Origin of the sequence: Microbulbifer epialgicus (assembly GCF_041447265.1) — a bacterium.
Classification (GTDB): Bacteria; Pseudomonadota; Gammaproteobacteria; order Pseudomonadales; family Cellvibrionaceae; genus Microbulbifer; species Microbulbifer epialgicus.
The window spans coordinates 1-19,954 of record NZ_JBGMEK010000075.1; the positions used below are offsets into that span (position 1 = coordinate 1).

The window sequence follows — 19,954 nt, forward strand, 5'->3', positions numbered from 1 at the left end:
AAGCTTGAGCTGATCTGGATGCTCATCTGCGATTTGTTTTTGAAGCTTTCTTTCTTGCTCTGCCGTTAACCTGCGGTTCATACCTTCTGGATAGCCGCGCTTTTTAGCGGCCAATGCTTTGAAGCCCCCAGCTCTATAAGCATTGATCCAATTTTGTACTGCTCGACTGGAGACATCCAGTGTCCGTGCAATTTCTGCTATAGACTCTGATTTCTTCCAAAGCTTTACGGCAGTTCGGCGTTTCTCTTCCTGCGCGGAAGCGGGTAATTTTCTTGCATCAATAATATCCATTTGGGTATTATACAGAACTATAGAGCCACCGGGTTAATAACAGTGTATTCAAAAGCAGCCGTATTATATCACCAGTCAATATATCTCAAGAGGAAAAAACTTCTCTAACCAGAAATAACATATAAATCAGCATGTTAGCCTGCATCGGTGGAGAATTACTCTAGTGGATATATTGTTGCTTTTGATCACAGGCGCAAATTATTCAAAATTAATAAGTTAACATTATTTTTGCTGTGGATATGTACGGATGCTCTTGATCTTCGAAATGGAGAGCATAGAAAAGCAACAAGGTGTATATAAAATCAGCAAAAAAAACAGCTAGGGATGATCTATTGTTTCTGGATTCCAAACTGAGTTGCGGGGAAGATTTCCAATCTTAACGGTTATTCTTATATGCAACTAAGATTCTCAATTTGTGAATACTCAAAATATAGGCACAAAAATAATCTTATTAGATTTTATTCAGTTTGTTTTAGTGTCAAAGCTGCGTAAAATCGGTGGATATTTATCGGTATTTGAGTCGTCATTGAACAGCCTTCTAAAGGCCGGTGACCAAAGAGATTCGAGAGAATCAAGAGTTTCCTAAAAACCATTCCCTCAAAGGAGAACGGTAGCGTGACGTAAAAGTAAGTAAAAGGCGCTGACCCAAGGTGGTGGAACACCATGGGCCAGCTAACCAAATTGATAATCGACCTATCAAAATGGCTATATGGATCATACGCTAGAAACCCGCTCGTCTTCAATAAAGTGGAGTCCATTCAGTAGTTTGGGGTGTGTCCCCTGGCTCTGGAAGCGTTGCGTCTGCCTTTTCTACCTCTATGCCTACCGTTCTCGCGCCCCACCTCGCTTTCCTTAAAAGTTACTTTCAAATCCTTCCATTAAGGGAGGTCTACGCATGGTTTGAGTATTCATAGGAAGCAATTATGTTGATCTTAAAGCGCCGTACGGGTGAAAACTTACGGATTGGAGCGAACGTCTCAATTACGGTATTGGAAGTTAAGGGTAATCAGGTAAAGATAGGCATACGTGCCCCCAAATCTCTACCTGTTCACCGTGAGGAAATCTATAGACGTGTCCAAAAGGAGAGGGTGTTGGGAGATGGCGTTGGTTGAGATTACGGAGCGCCCTGAGCAAGGGCGCGCGTTGGCGCGTCCAGTCCACGGGGCGTGTTAATAAGAGCGTTAACGCCGTTATAAACGGCGCAGATTTACTGCGCCCGGCGCCGAAGGCGCATAATTGATAACCTTGTTAGCTGGAAATCTTGCACAGAAGTACTGCTTGAATTCATTGCTTGTGAACCGCTCTTTGACTATTGACCTGTGCGCCTTCCACCGATTAAGTACAGGAAAACCCGACTCCACAGTTTTTCTCACCCAGCTTTCCTCAGATTCGAGTGATTCATCCTCTGTAGGCTTAATATCCACAATCTCGAATTCGGGATCACAGCCTTCAGAATATAGAAGAACTAAATAAACTTTAATATCGAATGTTTTAGTTTTGGGTAAAGACCTTTTAGCTCTACGTATATGTTGCTTTTTCCTCTTTTTAAAGTCTTCAGTCTGGCCTACATATACAGGTACACCATCTCTAGGATCTATAATTCGATATGTTATATATTCCATACTTTAGTCAGCTAACGTTGCCAGCAGGGAGGCAAAACCAAAGCGAAACGGCGGTTTTGGCGTCCCTCTGGCTGGTCTTCTTAACTCTCTATGATGCCTTGCTTAATTAGTGTTTTTTTCGCAAACCCTACGAAGAAATAGATAGCGACTGCATGAATAGCTCCGATAATCGCAACTGAGAACAAAAGAACTGAACCGCTTACTTCATGACCAGATTCGGAAAGTGCGATAGCTCCGAAAATAGCTTGAATAAGCATGTTAATTGTGATGAGGCCAATCACTACCCTGATTTTTTCACTTTTATTGAAATAGCGACGATTCTTATTAGCAAAAGAAGAACATACCCAAAATATCGTGCCTAATAATATTCCGATATTTACGCCGCTACTACTGCTAAGGCCAAAATAGTTAAGTGTAAATCCTACGATGAAAATCAGTGTTATATAAGTTAAAGCGAACCGGATTAATACTCCTCGAATGCTCATTACTTTCCCTTATGTAGTTAACGCTCGTAGCACGAGTAAAATTGAAGGGCAGCGCCAATTTTTTCGGCGTGCCTACGCTTGTTCTCTGTGTACTAGCGAATAAACCAATACAACCCTTTAAAGCTTGGTGCAGCCAGAATATCAGTATGCCTCACTGACTGGGGATCTTCCTGCAATTTCTTCTTTAACCTACGTAGTTTAACAATGCCTCTTATCGCCTGAGAGAAGATTAGCGCTGCCAATGCAAGAATTAAGGTATCGAATCCCATTCCAGCAAGTAACGTGGATGCGAGAGTAATCAGTGCAAGGGGCCCCATTAAAAAGGAGGTAATCCTACAACTGAGCAAGTTTGAATCAATCTCACCATAGAGGTCTACTGGCTTTTTTCGAGTTCTTCTCATTCTTTACCTACGGACAGATAACATTTATATAGTAATCATTCTTACCACTATTACCATGATTGTCATCCTGGAATCAATCTAACGAAGAAGTGCGTAAGTACCTTGAGGAATCAATAAATTACCTATAAGCCCGAACTCTTGTTCCAAGTGCAAAAAAGATCACTTCGTCCTCCATCCCCAATTAATAGACTTTCTCCAGCTCACTTTTATGCCTGGAGTTTTCAATCAATCAAAATCTTTAAAAAAAATAACAGTCAAACCAATCAAATATCATGTTGATTTCTTATGAGGTACTTAGGTGGGTTGAAAAATGGAGCTGTGCTTGAAGCGTTTCAGCGCGCTTTAGGTGTATACCGCTTCGGTTAAGCTGATTTTGGAGCTGATAAACCCATAAGTGATGCAGGTATATTGCGCACATACTCGGGTTCTGAAGTTGATAGAAAATCGAAAGGCACTAGGGCAAGAAGGGGGTTGCTTGATTTATATCAAAAAAAAGGGGGCAGAGCCCCCTTTTTTAAATCAGATCCGCTCTTTATTGGAGCGGATTACCAGAACCATTAAAGGTTACTGATTTCCTCAAGTTGCTGTTGCAGACGCTCTTGGGCACCTTTCATTTCTGCAAGCTTGTCCTTCTCCTTGGCAACAACGGCTTCGGGGGCTTTGTCCACAAACTTGGGATTGTTGAGTTTGCCTTCAACTCGTGCGAGTTCTTTGGAAAGTTTATCAATCTCTTTTTGTAGACGGGCGCTCTCGGCTTTAATGTCGATCAGGCCGGCCATGGGTACTAGCAGCTCTAGTTCACCTACCAGGGCGGTAGCGGAAGCGGGTGCGGATTCGCCGCTTTCCAGCCAGGTTATCCCCTCAAGGTTCGACAGTTTGATTAGAAGATTGCGAGACTGCTCTAGTAGTTCTTGATCTCTCGGAGAGCCATTTTTGAAGAAGAGAGGAATATTCTTTTTCTCTGCGATCTTCATTTCACCACGGATATTACGGATGCCGTCAGTTACCTGCTTCAACCAGGCAACAGCCGCTTCCGCTTCTTCGTCGATCTTGCTGTTATCGGCTTCCGGGTACTGCTGCAGCATAATGGTGTCACCGTTGGAGCCGGCGAGGGTTTTTACGCGCTGCCAGATTTCTTCAGTGATAAACGGCATCAGCGGGTGGGCCAGACGCAAAATGGTTTCCAGTACGCGGATCAGGGTGCGGCGGGTACCTTTCTTCACTGCGTCGGAGGCGTTGTCATCCCACAGTACCGGTTTGGACAGTTCCAGGTACCAGCTGCAGTACTCACTCCAGATAAAGTCGTACAGGGCCTGGGAGGCGAGGTCGAAGCGGTAGGTGTCCATGGCTTCGCGCACGGTGATTTCGGTGCGCTGCAGCTGGGAAATAATCCAGCGGTCGGCGATGGTCAGTTCATAGTCGCTACTGTTGTCCTGGCCACAGTCCTGCCCTTCACAGTTTTGTAGAACGTAGCGGGAGGCATTCCAGATCTTGTTACAGAAATTGCGGAAGCCTTCGATACGGCCCACATCAAACTTGATGTCGCGGCCGGTGGATGCCAGTGAGTAGTAGGTGTAGCGCAGGGCATCGGTACCAAAAGCAGAGAAACCTTCGGGGAAGTCCTTGCGGGTTTGCTTTTCGATCTTCTCGCGCAGGTGCGGCACCATCATGCCGGAGGTGCGCTTCTCTACCAGGCTCTCCAGGTCGATACCGTCGATCAGGTCGATAGGATCGATTACGTTGCCCTTGGATTTGGACATCTTCTGGCCGTGGTTGTCGCGCACCAGGCCGTGTACGTACACGGTGTTAAACGGTACTTCCTTTTTGAAGTAGAGGGTCAGCATCATCATGCGTGCAACCCAGAAGAAAATAATATCGAAGCCGGTGACCAGTACGGAGCTGGGGTGGAAGGCTTTCAATTCTTCGGTATCTTCTGGCCAGCCCAGGGTGCCGAAGGTCCAGAGGCCGGAAGAGAACCAGGTGTCGAGTACGTCGTCGTCCTGGCGCAGGCTGATATCGGCGCCCAGGTTGTGCTTCTCGCGCACTGCCTCTTCGCTGCGGCCAACGTAGACATTGCCTTCGTTGTCGTACCAGGCGGGGATGCGGTGGCCCCACCACAGCTGGCGGGAAATACACCAGTCCTGGATATCGCGCATCCAGGAGAAGTACATGTTTTCGTAGTTTTTCGGCACGAACTCAACGCGGCCATCTTCAACGGCGGCGATGGCTTCATCGGCCAGGGGCTGGGTTTTTACGTACCACTGATCGGTGAGCCAGGGCTCGATCACGGCGCCGGAGCGGTCTCCGTGAGGTACCTTGAGGGTGTGGGGCTCTACTTTTTCCAGCAGGCCGAGGGCGTCCAGGTCGTCGACAATCTGGGTGCGCGCGGCAAAGCGCTCCATGCCTCGGTATTTTTCCGGCACTGCGTCGTTCAGGTGGGCGTCGGCATCGAGGATGTTGATCATCTCGAGGTTGTGGCGCTGGCCCATCTCGTAGTCGTTGAAGTCGTGGGCTGGGGTGATTTTTACACAGCCAGTGCCGAATTCACGATCGACGTATTCGTCGGCAATAATCGGAATTTCGCGATCCGCCAGGGGCAACTTGATGGTCTTGCCAATCAGGTGCTGGTAGCGCTCGTCTTCCGGGTGTACGGCTACGGCGGTATCGCCGAGCATGGTCTCCGGGCGGGTAGTGGCAACTACCAAGTGGCCGGAGCCGTCGGAGAGCGGGTAGCGGAAGTGCCACAGGTGACCCTGCTTTTCTTCGTTTAATACTTCCAGGTCTGAGATCGCAGTGTGGAATTTCGGGTCCCAGTTCACCAGGCGCTTGCCGCGATAAATCAGGCCGTCTTCATACAGTTTGATAAAGACTTCCTGCACCGCTTTGTAGAAGCCGTCGTCCATGGTGAAGCGTTCGCGGGACCAGTCGGGGCTGGCGCCCAGGCGGCGCAGCTGGCGGGTAATGGTGCCGCCGGACTCTTCCTTCCACTCCCAGACCTTCTCAATAAACTTGTCGCGGCCCAGGTCGTGGCGGGATACGCCTTCGGCGCCCAGCAGGCGCTCTACCACCATCTGGGTGGCGATACCGGCATGGTCGGTGCCCACTTGCCACAGGGTGTTGTCTCCCTGCATGCGGTGGTAGCGAATCAGGGCGTCCATGATGGACTCCTGGAAACCGTGGCCCATATGCAGGCTGCCGGTGACGTTCGGCGGCGGGATCATAATGCTGTAGGGCTTGGCCTCAGTATCCCCGGAAGGCTTGAAGTAGCCGTTCTCCTCCCAGGTTTTGTACCACTGCTGTTCGATGGCGTTGGGCTGGTATGTCTTGTCCATGCGGGCGGGAAACCTTGTATTTAACTGACTGCGTGCACAGCGTTTTGGCTCAGGATAGTCTGGTGCTTGCTCGGGCTGCGCGGAAAAGGCGGGAATTATACCGCTGGGGGTCTGGTGGGCAAAAGGCAGGTTTCGCCTTTAATGATTATTAGTCCCAGACTCCCAGCTCGTCGACGACTTTTTCGATCTGGGTTCGCAGTTGGCGCTCCAGCTCTGGCAGTTGCTGTGCCACCAGTTGTTCAATAAGCGCCTGACGTTGGCGCTCCTTCTCCGAGGGCTCTAGTTTATCTGCTGGGCCCTCCCGCTCTGCCATGGCCTGAGCCATTACCAGGGCTTGGGTTCGGGTGCCTGTGCGGTTTGTATTAATTGGCTCTGGCTTTGGGGCTTCCTGGTTTTCCCCTGGGGGAATCTTGCCACCAGTGAGGCGTGCGCGGATATGGGCCGGGAGGAAGGGATTGTCCGCCACTGGTACGCTGTTCTCTTGTACCGGTTCTTCAATGGGAGGGGTTTGTCTGGCGGGTTCTGCCCCTGCTTCCAGGTTTGCATTTTCTGTGGGGGAGAGGGGGGCAGTGGAAGTCATTTCTTTAGTGGGCAACTCCTGCAGTGGCCGCAGCAGTGCCAAATCAGACTCAGCAAGTTGGACCTGGTTCTCTTGGGGTGTCTGATCCTCGAGTGGAGAGAACAGGATGGGAAGGTCTGCTTCGTCCAAGGGCTTTTCTTTTTTTTCTGTTACCGGTAGCGGCTGAGGTGCGGCTGGGGCCTCAGGTAAAGAGTCGACTATCGGTTCTGCAGACAGCGTGGGGACTTCCTCGAGGATGGATGGCTGCTGAGTTCGTTGGCCACTGGGCTTCGCCACCTGGTTGAGCAGTGGGATTTCATCCAGGTCGTCATTGTTGAGGAGGTCGTGTAGTGAATTGAGCTCGTCGAGCAATTCGCTGGGCTGCTTGCGTTGTTGTCCGCGCTGCTTGTGTTTGTTCTTTCGACCGGACATGGCGTAGTGAGTGATTACATGTTCTGGTTGATCTTATGGGATTGTAACGGATATCCGCGATCACGGAAGTGACCAAATCGCGATCGTGAGCGTTGTAAGGCATCCGGTTGCTGCACAACAATCTCGGCAAGGCGATCGAAACGACTGAACCAGCTGGGTACTTTGCTACACAAGTTAATCAGGAGTCCATGGTGTGCTCCCGGATCTTCGCCACTGTTAATCTCTATGGCTGCTTGCTGCCCTTCGCTTTGGGGGGCGTGCGGGAGGAAGCTATCTTCGCGGAAGGTCCATAGCAATTGGTCGATCTGCCCGGTGCGCTCTGGGTTATCTACCGCAAGTAGGACGCGCAAACCTGTGCGATAGGCCTTTTCCGCCAGCCGACAGGCGAAAATATCTGCTTGTAAGGGCTGGTCAGAGGAGAGGATGTAAAAATCGATTCGAGTCATCGGGGAGTGCCGGTGAAATTCTTGCTTCTGTCAGGATGGCGGCCTGAAAAGGGCCGCCTCGCCAGCCGCCCGCGGTACAGCGGGCAGCTATTGTGCGCTTTCGCCGGTTATTTTCCTAGCAAGTATTCCACTAGTAGTGGAACCGGACGACCAGTGGCACCCTTAGCGGCGCCAGATTTCCAAGCACTGCCAGCGATATCCATATGCGCCCAATGGTAATCCTTGGTAAAACGCGCCAGGAAGCAGGCCGCGGTTACTGAGCCTGCCTCGCGCCCCCCAATGTTTTGCATATCGGCGAAGTTGGAGTCCAGAGAGGGCTGGTATTCGTCCCAAAGGGGCATCTGCCAGGCGCGATCGCCGGTGGTTTCGCCGGCTTTAATCAGTTCCTGGGCGAGTGCCTCATTGTTAGCGTAAAGGCCGGTGGCATGGTGCCCAAGGGCGATGACACAGGCACCGGTCAGGGTGGCGATATCAATAACTGCGCGGGGCTTGTACTTTCCGGCATAGGTAAGCGCGTCGCAGAGTACCAGGCGTCCTTCGGCATCGGTATTGAGTATCTCAATGGTTTTGCCGGACATTGAAGTCACGATATCACCTGGCTTGCTGGCGCGGCCGCTGGGCATATTCTCCGCTGCGGCTACCATGCCAATCACATTGATAGAAGGCTGAAGTTCCAGCAGGGCGTTCATCACACCAAAGACACTGGCGGCACCGCCCATATCGTATTTCATTTCATCCATGGCCAGGCCGGGCTTGATGCTGATGCCGCCACTGTCGAAGGTGATACCCTTGCCGACCAGTACAATAGGTTTCTCGCTGGTCTTGCCGCCTTTGTAGTTCATGGCGATTAATGCAGGTGGCTGGTCACTGCCCTTGGCTACGCTCAGTAGGGCGCCCATGCCCAATGAATTCATCTTTTTCTCATCGAGGATCGTAGTGCTGAGCTTTGCATGTTTTTTAGCCAGTGCGCGGGCCTCGTTCGCCAGGTAGCTGGGGGTGCAGATATTGCCCGGCAGGTCTCCCAGTTTTCTGGCAACATTGCTGCCCACAGCCTGGGCTGCACCAATATTCAGGCCGCTCTGAATAGCTTTAACTTGCTTGCGTTCAATGGCATGCAGGATAAATTTTGCCAGGGCGTAGGGCTTTGCATCGGACTGACACTGGGTGAAGCGGTAGGAGGCAAGTCCGGCGGCCAAAGCAATTTGTTGGGCCTGCCAAGCTTTGTCCGCATCTTTAACATCCAATTCGCATAGGTAGCTGGCGGCATCCTTGAATTTTTTTACCGCACTTGCGCTGGTCATGGCCAGTTTTCGGAATTCCGCCTGTTTGAGCGAACCTTTGCCGGCACGAACGACCAAAACACGATCGCTAGGGCCTTCGACCAAGTCAATCATTTGAGTGCTTCCTGGCTTGGTGCCGAGGTCGCCGCGCTTTAGGATTTTGCCAATCATCCCCCCGGTGAGCTTATCGAGGCTTTTTCCACTGATGGTAAGGCTGTTTTTGGCATCTGCCGAAATAATGGAGCAGGCTGTGCGCTGTTTGGTGATATCCAGGACCTTGGCGGAGAACTGCATTTTTTGCTTTCCTTAAAATCAGACAATAGATTGCATGGCTCAGGGCCGAGACATAGCAAGAATTTTTAGTGATAATGCGACGCTCAAGTTTAACCCGCCCGCCTTTGGATTGCTGTACCTGGTGGAAAACTTGTGCATTTTGAGTCCAGATTTCGTCACACCGCTGTCACCAAGGAATACATTCGCCCTGTGATTATTTTCCGCTACCTCTGCCGCGAGCTGCTGTTTGCCACGCTGGCAGTCAGCGCAGTCCTACTTTTAATGGTGATGAGTGGCCGATTTGTGAAATACCTTGCGGAGGCTGCCGCGGGTGATATTTCGGCGAATATCCTTTTCTCCCTGATGGGCTTTCGCCTGCCGGGCTTCCTCGAGTTGGTTTTGCCGCTGGGCCTGTTTGTCGGAATCCTGTTGGCCTACGGGCGCCTCTATATAGAAAGTGAAATGACAGTGCTGCACGCGTGCGGTTTCAGTGATTGGCGCCTGCTTGTCTACACTCTGGCCCCGGCACTGATGGTGGCACTATTTGTGGCTTCCATGAGTCTGTATTTCTCTCCAGCGGGTGTGGCTCGCTCTACCAACTTGCTCAACATAGAGAAGGCCCGCAATGAGTTTGATCACTTGGTACCAAAGAAATTTATCTCTACCAGTGGCGGCCGTGCAGTGTATTACGCGGAGTCCCTCAGCGAGGATAAATCCACCATGCAGGATGTATTCCTGGCTGAGTTGGGGGCTACTGAAGAGGAGACCGAAGCGAATCACCAGGTGGTGACTCGTGCAAAGGAGGGGGTGCAGCAAGTCGATCCCGAAACGGGTTTACGCTACCTGGTGCTGCGCGACGGCTATCGCTACGCGGGAGTCCCAGGGCAGCGGGACTACAGACAGATGGAGTTCGCCACCTATGAGGTGTTGCTCGAATCTCCGCAGTTGCGCAATCGCTGGCGCGACCGGATGGAGTCGGCTACTACCCTTCAGTTACTGGACAGTGACGATCCCAGGGAGAAAGCGTTCCTGTACTGGCGCTTCAGCCTTCCGACGCTGGTGCTGGTTGTAGCGGTGCTGGCCGTGCCGCTATCCCGAACAAACCCTCGACAGGGTCGCTTTGCCAAAATGATCCCTGCAGTGCTGTTGTACATTACTTACCTGGTCATATTACAGGGAGTCCGTGGGGCTATTGAGGATGGCAAGATCGCTAACCCAGCGGTCATCTGGCTGGTGCACCCACCATTCTTGCTGCTTGGGCTGTTGCTTTTGGTTGCGAGGAACTGGCGGCGCAAACCGAAGTTGCGCCCTGAAGGTATAAAAGGGGCGACCAATGCTTAAGTTGGATCTCTATATTGGCCGCACCATTGCTTTGGCGGTTGGCGCCGTGTTGCTTGTTATCCTTGGCCTCGACATTGTTTTCGCCATTGTTGATCAGCTGGGGGAGCTCAAGGATGGGTATGGCTTTGCTGAGGCTGCACAATATGTACTGTGGAAACTGCCTGCCCGGATATATGAGCAGTTGGGTTTTTCTGCATTGGTGGGGTGTATGGTTGGCCTGGGTACTCTGGCCGGGACCAGTGAGCTGACCGTTATGCGTGCCGCTGGGGTATCTATCGGGCGTATCGCTTGGGCGGTGATGAAGCCGATTGTCCTGCTGATTCTTATTGGTTTGGCGTTGGCGGAATTTGTAATTCCCAAAACTAATGTGATTGCTGAGAACAACAGGGCCCGTGCCCTCGGTGAACTGGAGGCTACAGGTCTTGAGAGTGGCCTCTGGCTGAAAGACAGCGGCGAGTTTGTACACTTCAATGCGGCGCTGCCGGACGGCGAACTTTATGGGGTAACCCGATACCACTTTGGTGAATACCAAGAGTTGCGGCGGGTGGAATTCTCGGAGCGCGGGCAGTTTGAGGGAGGCGAATGGCAGCTGGAAAACAGTCGCATCACTAGCTTCTCGGCGGAGAGCACTCAGAGTGAACTTGTGCCGACTAGCGAGTGGAATGCTGAGATTTCTCCAGAGTTGTTTGCCCTGATAGTGCCTCTTCCGTCAGATTTGTCTCCCCGGAACCTCTGGTCCTATGGCAGTTTCCTTGACCGTAAGGGGGAGGACTCCAGCCGCTACTGGCTGCAGTTCTGGAAGAAGCTTTTGCAGCCGCTCACAATTGCCAGCCTGGTGATGGTGGCAATTTCCTTTATCTTTGGCCCATTGCGTGAGGTAACTACTGGCCTGCGTGTCTTCACCGGCATCATTGTGGGCATTGTTTTTCAGACCGTGCAGGATATGCTCGGCCCCTCCTCGCTGGTATTTGGTTTTCCGCCACTGCTCGCCGTGCTGGTACCAATTCTCCTGTGCTTCGGTGCGGGCTGGCTTCTACTCAAGCGTGCCCGCTGAGGTAGGTTATTTTTTCTTTTTGGGCAGTAGGCGCACCTGGGATTCAGAAATCAGGTCGTGCCAGCTGGCTTTGTCAGACCTGGCCCAGGCTGAAAAGTAGCCAAGGCCGAGGCAGGCCAGGGATAACGGCGCCACAACTGCACGCAGGATACATTGGCGCCAGGTGAGCTGTACGCCATTGGGGTTGGCTACTATCAGGCGCCAAGCGCGCATGCCAACGGTTTGGCCAGCCACGCGCCAGGACCAGAAAAAGTATCCGACAATTACTGCGATCGCACCCAGCTGGTAAATCGGGCCGCCGACACAGGGGCTGTAATCCATAGCTTCCGGTTGGCAGTTCAATCCTCCCAACACGGATGCGACGGGTAGAGCGATAAAGCCATAGACCATCATCAGCCCCATCAGAATCAGCAGATCGTACATCAGTGCCGCCAGGCGTCGGCCGACACCGGCAATGGGTAGTTCAGGGAATGAGGCTGGGGTCTTTGAAGTGCTCACGGCTGTCTCCGCCAATTTCAGATGGCGGAGATTCTAACAAACCTTGGAGGTGGGCAAAGTTAGGGAGCCAGTCTGTATTAAAATTCGTATTCAAATGAGATTTTGAACTTGTCGTCGGACAGTCTGATTCCATAGTCAACGGAATTGCCTATTTTGCCCCGATTGGAGGTGGTATAGCGCAGCAGACTGTTTTGTATCGTGCGCCTGTTGCGTTGCTTGTAGGTTTCCCAGCCCATCTTCAGGATTTTGGATAGGGCTCTGCCGCCGGTAGTGGGACGGAACTCATTGGGATAGGTGTGCATTTTCAGCCACTGGTAATTGAGGCGCCTTTGCATACTGTTCATGGAGTTGTTGCGCAGAAAGTCCGCAGCTTGGAACAGGGCTGCGTTATCCATGGCAAAGGCGCTGTCGGAGAAAAACAAGCTGCCGGACTGTGTATTCAAAGCCTGTTGGGAATCGGGGATAAACAAGTCGTCAGCGGAGCAGATACAGCAGGCAGGAAGCAAGAGCAGTCCTACGGTCGTTGGTAAGGTCTTGCTCTGTCTGATTCTGAAACTGCAGAGTACCATTCTGTTTACCCCGAGGTGTTACTTCTCATTCAGGAGACCGCGAGCGGTCGTTAAATTTATTATGGGACACCCCTATCAAAGCGTTTTCTTGTAGAAATTAGGCGGCTCTTGCAACTTCACTTACTGGACAGTCTGAAAATGGCAGATACTTCTCTGGAGGCCGCAGAATTTGGGCACTTTTTCATTTTTGTCCAAGCAGTCGTGGCTGTGAGTAGCCGGACGCCAATGTTTTTTTATTATTTTTTTGATATGACTGCCCCAAGCCTGATGAAGAATTGATCTTGAGGCAGAGGCCGGCAGCCCCCTAAGAGCCGTCAGAATTTTTAACCAGAGTGAATGTTTGGCGTAACAAAACTCTATACTGAACTTTTAACGTCACTTTTTTCGCGGAAATTGGTGATTCGTATTTATTAATCTGGGCCAGTGTCAAGAGATGGATTCAGCCTGCCGCTCAGTAGCAGTGAGGCCGGTTTGCCTGTTGTTGGGTTAAGGGGCTCTTTGAGAGAATCCAGGATCAGCTCATTTTGGGTAAACAGTTTGATCCAGCTTGCCAAGGTGCGGAAATACCAGGGGGCGGCCTCCTGGAAATCTCCATCGATGCCTTTCCAGGAGCCGGGTCTCCAACCATCTTCATAGTCCTGATCACCACAGGAAATTAGGGGATGTAATGTCTGGATTAGCAGGCACCCCCCAGGATTGAGGATGGCGCTTACTTCCCGAAAGAGTTTTTCTGTGGCAGCTTCACCGATCAGGGAAAAATTGCACACTACCAAGTCGAATCTCTGTGAAAAAGTTTCGGCACAGAGGTCCTCATAACAGAGAGTTTGAAATTGCTGGTGGTTCCCGGCGCGTCGCTGTGCCTCTGCGATCAGCTCTGTCACACCATCAATGCCGTATACCTCGATACCCTTTGCTGCCAGGGTACGGGCCAGCCAACCTTCCCCGCAGCCGACATCCAGCACGTTAGTTGGATTGTGTGCCAAAACAGCTTCGATAATAGCATTATTGGTAATTAGCTCTCGGCTGGGGATTGCCGCCTTATCAATAACCTTTATCCATTCACTGGCATTATTGTTCCAGCTTTGCAGGATTTTATTATCACTGAATTCATAATCCTTCACTCTTGGTCCCTTTTGTCTATGTATATTTTTGAGGTTGAGTGTACCGTCATTGGAAATCCAGCTGCAAAGGTGCTGAGGTCCAATGTCCACTCAAATGGTGTTTGATTATGTGATCATAGGTGCCGGCTCTGCCGGCTGTGTATTGGCCAACCGGTTAAGCTCTGATGAGCAACACCGGGTATGTCTGCTGGAGGCGGGCCCCCCAGATCGTAGCCCACTGATTCACATGCCCCTGGGAATTGGTAAGTTATTATCGGGTAAGGGCTACAACCTCCATCATTACACTGAACCCCAGGAGCACCTGCATAAGCGGCGCTTGTTTTGGCCACGTGGACGCACCCTGGGCGGCAGCAGCTCCATCAATGGGATGGTTTATATTCGAGGTAACGGCGAGGACTACGATGCCTGGGAAGCCGCAGGTAATTCGGGTTGGGGGTGGCGTGGCATATTACCCTATTTCCTACTGGCTGAAGGCAATGAGCGTGGCAGCGATGCGCACCACAGCGGGTATGGTCCGCTATCGGTGAGCGACTTGAGGTGGAAAACAGAGTCGGGGCATGCATTTTTACGCGCGGCACAGTCTGCGGGCCATAGGCCCAACAATGATTTTAATGGCAGCCAGCAGACGGGTGTTGGTTTTTATCAGGTGACTCAACGCCGGGGGCGTCGCTGTTCCGCTGCTGCCGCTTACCTACACCCGGTCAAGAAACGTCCTAATCTACACATTCTAACTCACAGTCCGGCAGCCCGCCTGATTCTAAGAGGCGACAGGGCCGTGGGGGTGGAACTGGTTAACGGTAAGAAAATCCTGGCGAACAAAGAGGTATTACTTTGCGCCGGGGCTATTCAATCCCCGCAATTACTGCTGTTATCTGGTATCGGACCGCAAGAGGAGCTACGTAAGTTTGATATCTTGCCCCAGAATCATCTGCCGGGGGTGGGCAAGAATCTTCAGGATCACCTGGATATTTCCCAAGTGGTTGAGGTCTCGGCGCCCATCAGTTTTTCCGACGAACTGAGGGTCATATTAAAAGGTGCGATGCGGTTCCCCGAGTGGTTTTTCCTGAACAAGGGGCCGCTAACCAGCAACGTTGCCGAGGCCGGGGGTTTTGCCAGCTCCAGCCAGGCGGATGGAAGCCCGGATATTCAGTTCCACTTCACTGCAGCGCCGGCTTTTAATCACGGTTTTAATAAACAGTCAGGGTATGGTTACACATTACACGCTTGTGCACTGCGTCCAAAAAGCCGTGGGGAAATAACACTGAATACAGAGGACCCCAAGGCACTACCGAGTATCCAGCCCAATTACCTGAGCGAGCCAGAGGATATGCAGGTGATGGTGGAATCCTTTGAAATGGCTCGGGATATCATTAGCCAAGAAGACATGCTGCGTTACCAGAAGCGACTTTGGCTGCCCGACCAAAAGCTCACCAGCAAGGCATCGATCAAGCACTATATTCGTCAGCAGGCCGAGACAATTTATCACCCGGTGGGAACCTGCAAGATGGGCAATGATGATCTTGCCGTGGTTGATAGCGAGCTAAAAGTCCACGGTGTGGATGGACTGAGGGTTGTGGACGCCTCCATAATGCCCACCCTGATCAGCGGCAATACCAATGCGCCGGTGATTGCTATCGCGGAAAAGGCGGCTGACCTCATTTTGCGCCGTACTCCGCCATCATTGATAAAGAATACACAAGTTCAGGAAGTTGAATGATCTGGCAATGTCCTCTGTGTGCGAAGCCATTAACGCTGGGTAAAGAAACCTGGCATTGCAGTAACCGGCACAGTTTTGATTGCGCACGGGAAGGATACGTCAATCTGTTACCCGTATACCGTAAACGCCGCAAGGAACCGGGGGATTCTGCAGATATGTTGCGCGCGCGGCGTCGTTTTCTCAGAGCAGGTTATTACCGCCCGCTGGTGGAAGCGATTACAGCGCTATTGCCCCACAAGTCAGGCCGCAAGCTTTTGGATATTGGCTGTGGAGAGGGCTACTATTTGCGCCAGCTGGAGTCCTTCGGCTGGCATGCCCATGCCCTGGCGGGTGTGGATATCTCCAAGGCTGGCGTGCGCATGGCGGCAAAGTCGGACAGCGGCGCTCAGTTTGTGGTGGCGAGTAGCGTCAATATGCCGGTTGCGACGAATAGCGTGGATGATTTACTACGTATTTTTGCGCCGGCCCCGGATAGTGAGATATCGCGTGTATTAAAAGAAGGGGGGCGCTTGCTCGATGTATCCCCTGGCCCCGACCACTTGTGGACCTTAAAAGGCCAGCTGTATCAGGAGCCGCGTAGGCATACCGCGCCAAAATTGATTGAGGGCCTTTACCCCGAGGTAGATATGCGTTGCTGCTTCCCCTTTGAATTACGCGGGCATGAAGCGATCGCCGACTTCCTCGCCATGACACCCTTTGCCTGGAAGGGCAATCGGGGCGCGCGTACAAAACTTGAGCAGCAGGAGAGCCTGGTGCTGGAAGCCGACTTTATAGTGCGTCGCTTTATCAAGCAGAAGTAAGCTGGGATGAGCACTGGGAGCGGAATGCCAGTTTCCCAACAAATAGTAGGGCCCAGTTCAAAAGAGGTAGTAAGAAGAGATTTATGGCGACACCAAAAGACTATGCGTTTATGCGCAGAGCGCTGGAGCTGGCAGAGCTTGCCGCCGAACGAGGTGAAGTGCCGGTGGGCGCAGTGTTGGTGCAGGATGGCAAGGTGATAGGCGAGGGCAGTAATCGTCCTATTGGCAATTGCGATCCCAGCGCCCATGCAGAAATTGTTGCACTGCGACGTGCCGCAGAGGCGATGCAAAATTATCGTCTGCCCAGCACTACTCTTTATGTAACGATCGAACCTTGCACCATGTGTTTTGGTGCCCTGATTCATGCCCGCGTCAGCCGCTTGATCTATGGGGCCACAGAGCCCCGTGCGGGGGTTATTGAGAGCCAGCTACAGCTGGGGGGGATGGGTTTTTTCAATCATAAGATTGCCGTCGAGTCGGGGGTAATGGCAGAGGAAGCCGGAAAACTGGTGCGTGAATTTTTTCATGATCGACGGTGAATTGGCCTTTGCTTTCGTAGTGAACAGCATGATTGTTGCAATCGTTGTGCTGATTCACCATGAGGTGCTCAATGCCCTGGTGCACCTGGGGCGCTGGATACCGGTGCGACACAATTTTGCCATTGTGCTCGGTGTGTTCGGTGCTTTGCTTGCCCATGTAGCGGAAATCTGGCTGTTTGCTTACGGCTACTACTTTATGGTGAATTCACCTTACTTCGGTACCTTGGTGGGCAACTTTAATGGCAGCCTGCTTGACTGCGCCTACTTTTCCTTCACTACATACACATCACTTGGATTTGGCGATATAGAGCCTTTGGGGCACTTGCGTTTTACCGCCGGGTTGGAGGCGTTGACAGGACTGGTGATGATCACCTGGACAGCTTCCTTTATGTTTCTAAAAATGCAAAAGTTCTGGGATATTTAGGGTTTCTATATCTTAATCCGTTTGGTACGCCCCGGTCTTTTTTTCGGCTTTTGCGCCGGGTAGAAGGCACTTCGGTGGCGCAGCAGGTAGATATGCCGTTCAAGGCTGCGGTACAGCTTGCCAAATGGGTGTAACCAGTAGAGCCAAAGGGCAACTTTTGCCCTGCCTACATTGGATTTCACTATGCTGGAGGCGTGCTCCGTCTCCCAGATTAGGTGGGGCTCGATTCCGTACAATTGTAAGTCAAATTGCCAAAAGTGATCGAACACCTTATCAATCGGCTCAAAAATACGGTTGGCGTGAGTCAGGACTTTATGCATGCCCTTGCGATTAATCAGGTACCCCTGGGCCCCACACCAGCCCCGCTCAGGGCGAACTAATTGGTGAATTCCATCATTTAATGTTTCGATAACTTTGCGCTTTCTGACTTTAAGGCCCATCAAGCGGATCATTTCTATAGCCTCGGGCAGGCGTTCCAGTTCAGCCAGGACTTCGCTAAAATCCGCCTCCAGTTGCACATCGTCCTCCAGAATACAGACCCGATTGAGACCTGCCTGGTAAGCGTCACGAATCGCGCGCAGGTGTGCCAGGTAACAACCAACCTCTGAGCTCTTTAGCTCACATAGATGACGCCACCGGGTGGCGGCATTATCGATAACTTCATCCGCTTCAAGGCTGGGCATTCCTGTGCGGCCATCGACACCGGAAACCAGCTTCGTACGTAGGCGTCGTTTCTTAAGCGTGTTCAACAGCGTATGTATGGTTTCTCCCCGTGGATTAAGAGTGATGACCCAGCAGGGGGTTTGGGCGGCAAACAGGGGGATTCTTTGTTGCTTGCGCTGCAGCTTCGGATAACTGCGCAAAGGCAGTTGCTGCCGTTGGCGATGACGGGGGAATTGTGGGCTGTGCAGTCGCTTTAGCTTGGCCACAGCTAGCGTTTGGCTACATCCTGGGCAGGATGTCTTTTACTGAATCGATCCTGACATAAGTACAGGTGTATCAGGTTCTGGCATGGCGACAACCTCTATTTACTGCGAGCCGTCCCTGGGGGGTAATGTGAAGGCCTTGATGACAGCGGCCCAAAAAATCTTGGCCAGTGATCGGTTTTGTCGTGGCTTGACATTGGATAATAGTGTTCGACTTTAAAGTCAGCGTATTACAGACACCGTTACAATGTCATCGCACAAAGCATAAAATGAATTACCTGCTAGGCCGGACAGGTAGCCGGCCGGTAATTCAGTGAGATCTAATGCTGGATCTCACCTCCAAGAATAAAAGCATATATTCAGTTGTTGCTTTTATTAAAAAAAGCATAAGTACAATAATGGGAATTATCAGATAAAAATTTTTATCGATCCTATGGAAAATTATATGAAATCTGACTTAGTCAAAATGTCGTTGATATTGGGGTTGCTGAGTTGCGTTGGTCCAGTTGCCATCGATATGTACTTGCCGGCCCTACCAGATATTGCAGAGGGACTGGGGGCGCCGATTGAGGCGACACAATACACTTTAATGTCCTATTTTATTGCCTTCGGAGTGTGTCAGCTCTTCTATGGCCCTGCATCTGATATGTTTGGTCGCAAACCGCCGTTGTATTTTGGGCTGGTGCTCTTTGGTCTCGCCTCAATTGGCTGTGCGGTAGCCTCCACTATCGAATCTTTGATTGCTCTGCGTTTCCTGCAAGGGGTTGGCGCTGCCTCGGTAATGTCTATTCCACGGGCGGTCATTCGCGATCACTACACCGGTGCTCGTGCGACTCGCTTGATGACAACAGTGATGCTGGTGATTTCTATCTCACCAATGCTGGCGCCCTTGATTGGTAGTATCTTGATAGTCCCCTTTGGCTGGCGCAGTGTTTTTGTTCTGATCTCCTTGCTTACACTCGCGAGCTTGTTCCTTGCAGTCAGCAGCTTGCCGGAGACCCTTGAGCGGGAAAATCGTGTTCCATTTCGTTTCAGTGCCATGCTCAAGGCTTTTACCACGCTATTCCGTGATCCCGTGTATGTGGGGTTGACCTGTATCGGTGGTTTTGGAATTGCCAGCTTTTTTTCCTTCCTCGCTACGGCCTCTTTTTTATACACAGGGTTTTATGGGCTTACGCCGACAGAGTTCAGTCTTGCTTTTGCTCTCAATGCGCTGGGGTTCTTTATCTCGAGCCAGTTTGCAGCAAACCTCGGGATGCGTTTTGGTTCAGTCGCGGTAGTGAAGTGGGCTACTGCCGGTTTTGCTATTAGTTCCCTGGTGATGTGCGCCGTGGTTTTTTCCGGCTTCGAGCAGTTTATTTTACTGGTGGTAATGCTAATAGTGACTAACGTATTTCTCGGCTTAGTTATCCCCACCTCGATGGTACTGTCTCTTGAAGAGCATGGGCCTATTGCCGGCACCGCTGCCGCATTGGGTGGTGCTGTGCAAATGTTACTGGGCGCACTGGCGATTGTGCTAACCAGTTTAATATTTGATGGAACTCCTCAGCCTCTGACGGGTGCCATCGCAACCTGTGGTGCGGCCGCGTTAGTAATATCACGGTTGACCCTGCGCGGTATTGCGCATCTGGCGGTACCTTCGAACTGAGGATCTGATTAATCCATATTTTTTCTATGACTCAATAGAGTTAGTTTTTTTATGATGTTCGCTGTAGCTAAGAATATAATGCATCCCACAATTGTAAGGGTACCGAAGAATGTTAGAGTAGGATCAGCTTGGTGCATAGCCTCGCTCATGCTGGCAATCGCTGCGAATGCCTGTTTCATCGCCCCAGTAAATCTCT

At 51.4% G+C, this 19,954-nt stretch carries 20 protein-coding genes; 8 read left to right on the forward strand and 12 right to left on the reverse strand.

Features of this window, described 5'->3' with window-relative positions:
* Positions 1-291 (reverse strand): helix-turn-helix domain-containing protein (locus ACCI49_RS19930; RefSeq protein WP_371839882.1); only part of this gene is annotated, 291 nt, incomplete at its 3' end.
* 923 nt (positions 292-1,214) lie between these two features.
* Here ACCI49_RS19930 and csrA point away from each other — a divergent pair.
* Positions 1,215-1,403 (forward strand): carbon storage regulator CsrA, encoded by a 189-nt coding sequence (csrA, locus tag ACCI49_RS19935; protein ID WP_108732074.1) that lies wholly within the window; start codon positions 1,215-1,217, stop codon positions 1,401-1,403.
* 78 nt (positions 1,404-1,481) lie between these two features.
* On the opposite strand, the gene ACCI49_RS19940 is transcribed toward csrA, so the two are convergent.
* The 6 genes from ACCI49_RS19940 to ACCI49_RS19965 form a co-directional block, all read right to left on the reverse strand.
* Positions 1,482-1,913 carry a GIY-YIG nuclease family protein gene (locus ACCI49_RS19940; RefSeq protein WP_371840950.1) on the reverse strand — a complete coding sequence of 144 codons (432 nt, stop codon included), beginning with the start codon at positions 1,911-1,913 and terminating at the stop codon, positions 1,482-1,484.
* A gap of 80 nt (positions 1,914-1,993) precedes the next feature.
* The gene (locus ACCI49_RS19945; RefSeq protein WP_371840951.1) at positions 1,994-2,398 is read right to left on the reverse strand and encodes an ABZJ_00895 family protein; all 405 of its coding nucleotides are present in this window, start codon (positions 2,396-2,398) and stop codon (positions 1,994-1,996) included.
* A 958-nt stretch (positions 2,399-3,356) separates the two neighbouring features.
* Positions 3,357-6,131 (reverse strand): valine--tRNA ligase, encoded by a 2,775-nt coding sequence (locus ACCI49_RS19950; RefSeq protein ID WP_371840952.1) that lies wholly within the window; start codon positions 6,129-6,131, stop codon positions 3,357-3,359.
* Positions 6,132-6,279: 148 nt separating this feature from the next.
* The gene (locus tag ACCI49_RS19955; protein ID WP_371840953.1) at positions 6,280-7,122 is read right to left on the reverse strand and encodes a hypothetical protein; all 843 of its coding nucleotides are present in this window, start codon (positions 7,120-7,122) and stop codon (positions 6,280-6,282) included.
* 14 nt (positions 7,123-7,136) lie between these two features.
* Positions 7,137-7,568, reverse strand: a complete 432-nt coding sequence (locus ACCI49_RS19960; RefSeq protein ID WP_371840954.1) for a DNA polymerase III subunit chi — start codon at positions 7,566-7,568, stop codon at positions 7,137-7,139.
* 107 nt (positions 7,569-7,675) lie between these two features.
* Entirely contained in the window at positions 7,676-9,142 is a 1,467-nt protein-coding gene (locus tag ACCI49_RS19965; protein WP_371840955.1) for a leucyl aminopeptidase, read from the reverse strand.
* Positions 9,143-9,274: 132 nt separating this feature from the next.
* Here ACCI49_RS19965 and lptF point away from each other — a divergent pair, with 132 nt between their 5' ends.
* Together lptF and lptG are read left to right on the forward strand one after the other, a co-directional pair.
* Entirely contained in the window at positions 9,275-10,462 is a 1,188-nt protein-coding gene (gene lptF, locus ACCI49_RS19970) for an LPS export ABC transporter permease LptF (RefSeq protein ID WP_371840956.1), read from the forward strand.
* A complete protein-coding gene (lptG, locus tag ACCI49_RS19975; RefSeq protein ID WP_371840957.1) occupies positions 10,455-11,516 on the forward strand; it encodes an LPS export ABC transporter permease LptG in 1,062 nt (353 codons plus the stop codon). Before lptF ends, lptG begins: the two co-directional genes overlap by 8 nt.
* Before the next feature lie 6 nt (positions 11,517-11,522).
* Here the strand turns inward: lptG and ACCI49_RS19980 are convergent, their stop codons facing one another.
* The 3 genes from ACCI49_RS19980 to ACCI49_RS19990 all read right to left on the reverse strand — a co-directional run bounded on the left by ACCI49_RS19980 (position 11,523) and on the right by ACCI49_RS19990 (position 13,704).
* Positions 11,523-12,014 (reverse strand): RDD family protein, encoded by a 492-nt coding sequence (locus ACCI49_RS19980; RefSeq protein ID WP_371840959.1) that lies wholly within the window; start codon positions 12,012-12,014, stop codon positions 11,523-11,525.
* Between the two features lie 77 nt (positions 12,015-12,091).
* Positions 12,092-12,583: a hypothetical protein gene (locus ACCI49_RS19985; protein WP_371840960.1), complete on the reverse strand. Its 492-nt coding sequence runs from the start codon at positions 12,581-12,583 to the stop codon at positions 12,092-12,094.
* Between the two features lie 410 nt (positions 12,584-12,993).
* Entirely contained in the window at positions 12,994-13,704 is a 711-nt protein-coding gene (locus ACCI49_RS19990; protein ID WP_371840962.1) for a class I SAM-dependent methyltransferase, read from the reverse strand.
* Positions 13,705-13,786: 82 nt separating this feature from the next.
* On the opposite strand from ACCI49_RS19990, the gene ACCI49_RS19995 reads away from it, so the two are divergent.
* The 4 genes from ACCI49_RS19995 (at position 13,787) to ACCI49_RS20010 (ending at position 17,184) form a co-directional block, all read left to right on the forward strand.
* A complete protein-coding gene (locus ACCI49_RS19995; RefSeq protein ID WP_371840963.1) occupies positions 13,787-15,421 on the forward strand; it encodes a GMC family oxidoreductase in 1,635 nt (544 codons plus the stop codon).
* Positions 15,418-16,221: a putative RNA methyltransferase gene (locus ACCI49_RS20000; protein ID WP_371840965.1), complete on the forward strand. Its 804-nt coding sequence runs from the start codon at positions 15,418-15,420 to the stop codon at positions 16,219-16,221. The genes ACCI49_RS19995 and ACCI49_RS20000 overlap by 4 nt, the downstream gene beginning before the upstream one ends.
* Positions 16,222-16,304: 83 nt before the next feature.
* Complete coding sequence (gene tadA / locus ACCI49_RS20005; RefSeq protein WP_371840966.1) at positions 16,305-16,760, forward strand: tRNA adenosine(34) deaminase TadA; 456 nt, start codon at positions 16,305-16,307, stop codon at positions 16,758-16,760.
* Positions 16,735-17,184, forward strand: a complete 450-nt coding sequence (locus tag ACCI49_RS20010; protein ID WP_371840967.1) for an ion channel — start codon at positions 16,735-16,737, stop codon at positions 17,182-17,184. The genes tadA and ACCI49_RS20010 overlap by 26 nt, the downstream gene beginning before the upstream one ends.
* Positions 17,185-17,189: 5 nt before the next feature.
* Here the strand turns inward: ACCI49_RS20010 and ACCI49_RS20015 are convergent, their stop codons facing one another.
* On the reverse strand, positions 17,190-18,113 hold the full coding sequence (locus tag ACCI49_RS20015) for a glycosyltransferase family 25 protein (RefSeq protein WP_371840968.1): 924 nt from the start codon (positions 18,111-18,113) through the stop codon (positions 17,190-17,192).
* Positions 18,114-18,555: 442 nt separating this feature from the next.
* On the opposite strand from ACCI49_RS20015, the gene ACCI49_RS20020 reads away from it, so the two are divergent.
* Entirely contained in the window at positions 18,556-19,758 is a 1,203-nt protein-coding gene (locus ACCI49_RS20020) for a multidrug effflux MFS transporter (RefSeq protein WP_371840970.1), read from the forward strand.
* Between the two features lie 8 nt (positions 19,759-19,766).
* On the opposite strand, the gene ACCI49_RS20025 is transcribed toward ACCI49_RS20020, so the two are convergent.
* Positions 19,767-19,954 (reverse strand): hypothetical protein (locus tag ACCI49_RS20025; RefSeq protein WP_371840971.1); only part of this gene is annotated, 188 nt, incomplete at its 5' end.

What these genes read in the sequence shown, in the direction of transcription:
- csrA (WP_108732074.1), top strand. Translation starts at nt 1,215, where the DNA reads ATGTTGATCTTAAAGCGCCGTACGGGTGAAAACTTACGGATTGGAGCG.
- ACCI49_RS19940 (WP_371840950.1), bottom strand. Translation starts at nt 1,913, where the DNA reads ATGGAATATATAACATATCGAATTATAGATCCTAGAGATGGTGTACCT.
- ACCI49_RS19945 (WP_371840951.1), bottom strand. Translation starts at nt 2,398, where the DNA reads ATGAGCATTCGAGGAGTATTAATCCGGTTCGCTTTAACTTATATAACA.
- ACCI49_RS19950 (WP_371840952.1), bottom strand. Translation starts at nt 6,131, where the DNA reads ATGGACAAGACATACCAGCCCAACGCCATCGAACAGCAGTGGTACAAA.
- ACCI49_RS19955 (WP_371840953.1), bottom strand. Translation starts at nt 7,122, where the DNA reads ATGTCCGGTCGAAAGAACAAACACAAGCAGCGCGGACAACAACGCAAG.
- ACCI49_RS19960 (WP_371840954.1), bottom strand. Translation starts at nt 7,568, where the DNA reads ATGACTCGAATCGATTTTTACATCCTCTCCTCTGACCAGCCCTTACAA.
- ACCI49_RS19965 (WP_371840955.1), bottom strand. Translation starts at nt 9,142, where the DNA reads ATGCAGTTCTCCGCCAAGGTCCTGGATATCACCAAACAGCGCACAGCC.
- lptG (WP_371840957.1), top strand. Translation starts at nt 10,455, where the DNA reads ATGCTTAAGTTGGATCTCTATATTGGCCGCACCATTGCTTTGGCGGTT.
- ACCI49_RS19985 (WP_371840960.1), bottom strand. Translation starts at nt 12,583, where the DNA reads ATGGTACTCTGCAGTTTCAGAATCAGACAGAGCAAGACCTTACCAACG.
- ACCI49_RS19995 (WP_371840963.1), top strand. Translation starts at nt 13,787, where the DNA reads ATGTCCACTCAAATGGTGTTTGATTATGTGATCATAGGTGCCGGCTCT.
- ACCI49_RS20000 (WP_371840965.1), top strand. Translation starts at nt 15,418, where the DNA reads ATGATCTGGCAATGTCCTCTGTGTGCGAAGCCATTAACGCTGGGTAAA.
- tadA (WP_371840966.1), top strand. Translation starts at nt 16,305, where the DNA reads ATGGCGACACCAAAAGACTATGCGTTTATGCGCAGAGCGCTGGAGCTG.
- ACCI49_RS20020 (WP_371840970.1), top strand. Translation starts at nt 18,556, where the DNA reads ATGAAATCTGACTTAGTCAAAATGTCGTTGATATTGGGGTTGCTGAGT.